This window comes from Corallococcus sp. CA041A (assembly GCF_003612075.1).
Taxonomy (GTDB): domain Bacteria; phylum Myxococcota; class Myxococcia; order Myxococcales; family Myxococcaceae; genus Corallococcus; species Corallococcus exiguus.
This window is the reverse complement of sequence record NZ_RAWF01000514.1, coordinates 1-1875: the sequence shown is the minus strand read 5'-3', so window position 1 is coordinate 1875 and position 1875 is coordinate 1. Positions and strand designations below refer to the sequence as shown.

The 1875-nt window shown below is 71.4% G+C and carries 2 protein-coding genes; both read right to left on the bottom strand.

Annotated features, from left to right (window positions below; all coding sequences use genetic code 11):
* Window positions 1-43: 43 nt before the first annotated feature.
* Window positions 44-814 (bottom strand): type III pantothenate kinase, encoded by a 771-nt coding sequence (locus tag D7V77_RS41780; RefSeq protein ID WP_120581704.1) that lies wholly within the window; start codon window positions 812-814, stop codon window positions 44-46.
* Window positions 815-826: 12 nt separating this feature from the next.
* Window positions 827-1849: a biotin--[acetyl-CoA-carboxylase] ligase gene (locus D7V77_RS41775; protein ID WP_199733995.1), complete on the bottom strand. Its 1023-nt coding sequence runs from the start codon at window positions 1847-1849 to the stop codon at window positions 827-829.
* Window positions 1850-1875 lie beyond the last annotated feature (26 nt).

The window sequence follows — 1875 nt, the reverse complement described above, 5'->3', positions numbered from 1 at the left end:
GGGCAGCCCGGGGGCGGGGCCGGAACGCTGGGGTCGGCGGTGCTCATGTCGCGTGATTCCTTCCGTAGATGATGCGCAGCCCCTCCAGGGTGAGGAACTCATCCACCTCCTGGATGGCCTTCGATTCACTGGCCACCAACGGGGCCAGGCCCCCGGTGGCCACCACTTTCGCGGAGAAGCCCATCTCCGCCTCCATCCGCGCGCACATGCCGTCCACCATGCTCACGTAGCCGTGGACCAGGCCGGACTGCATGGAGTGCACGGTGTTGCGGCCCACCACGTGAGGCGGCCGGGCGAACTCGACGCGGGGGAGCTTGGAGGCGTTCTGGAACAGGGCCTCCATGGAGATGTTGATGCCGGGGCAGATGGCGCCGCCCAGGTACTCGCCCTTGGGGGTCACCGCGTCCAGCGTCGTCGCGGTGCCGAAGTCCACCACGATGAGGCCACGGTGGTGCTTCTCGTAGGCGGCGACGGCGTTGACGATGCGGTCCGCGCCCACCTCGCGCGGGTTGTCGTAGAGGATGGGCATGCCCGTCTTCACGCCCGGGCCCACGAACATGGGGCGCGTCTTGAAGTAGCGCTCGCTCATCTTCTCCAGGATGAACTGGAGCGGCGGCACCACGCTGGACACCGCCACGGCCTTCACCTGGTTCGCGTCGACGCCGCTCCACGCGAAGAGCTGGCGCACCTGGATGCCGTACTCGTCCGCGCTCCTGCGCGCGCTCGTCTCCAGGCGCCAGTGGTCCAGGAGCCGCCGGCCCTCGTACACGCCCAGGACGGTATTGGTGTTGCCGACGTCGATGGCCAGGAGCATCAGGGGCGCACTCTAGCGCTGGGGACGCAGCTGCTCCACGTCCCCCGCCAGCACGCGCTCCACACGGCCGTCCGCCATGCGCACCATCAGGGCGCCCGTGGGGTCGATGTCCTCCGCGAACCCCTCCCAGTCCCCCCGGTCCGTCCGCACCCGGACTGGGACACCCAGGGTGCTGGAGAGCGCCTTCCAGCGGGTGCGCACCGCGTCGAAGCCGGTGGCCAGGTACGTGTCCAGCCAGGTCTCCAGCCGGTTCCACAGGGCCGCGGTGAAGGGCGCGCGGGCCACGGGCCGCCCCTGCGCCAGGGCGACTGACGTGGCCGTGGCGCGCAGCTCGTCGGGGAAGTGCTCCTCGCCCGCGTTGAGGTTCACCCCCACGCCCACGATGACGAAGTGCACGCGCTCGGGTTCGGCGGACAGCTCCGTGAGGATGCCGGCCACCTTCTTGCCGGCGATCTGGACGTCGTTGGGCCACTTGATCGCGGCGTCCGCGCCCGCGTCGCGCAGCGTCTCCGCCAGGGCCACGGCGGCCACCAGCGTGAGCTCCGGCGCGCGCTGCGGAGGCAGCTCCGGGCGCAGGATGGCGGAGAAGTACAGGTTCAGGTTCGGCGGCGACACCCAGGCGCGGCCCCGGCGCCCCTTCCCCGCCGTCTGCTGCTCGGCCACCACCACCGTGCCGTGGGCGGCGCCGTCCTGGGCCAGCCGGAAGGCCGCCGCGTTGGTGGAGCCGATGGTGTCGTGGTGGTGCAGCACGCGACCCACCGCGCGCGTGGCGAGCAGCGGGTGGAGCTCCAGCGCGGAGAGCCGGTCCGGCCGGCCCACCAGCCGGTAGCCCTTCGCGGGCACCGCTTCGATGCGGTAGCCCTTCAGCCGCAGGGCCTCCACGTGCTTCCACACCGCCGTGCGCGACAGGCCCAGCCGGTTGGACAGCGCCTCACCGGAGATGAAGCCCTCCCCGCCTTCCGCGAGGAAGTTGAGGATGCGCGCGTCCTGCGTGAGCTCGTTCGTCATCTCCACGGGAGGCGGGGAGGGCTTCATCTCCGGTGAGGCGCTGTCCAACCGGC

Bases quoted from the DNA above. Each gene is read 5' to 3' on its own strand.
- D7V77_RS41780 (WP_120581704.1), bottom strand. From the start codon at position 814: ATGCTCCTGGCCATCGACGTCGGCAACACCAATACCGTCCTGGGCGTG.
- D7V77_RS41775 (WP_199733995.1), bottom strand. From the start codon at position 1,849: ATGAAGCCCTCCCCGCCTCCCGTGGAGATGACGAACGAGCTCACGCAG.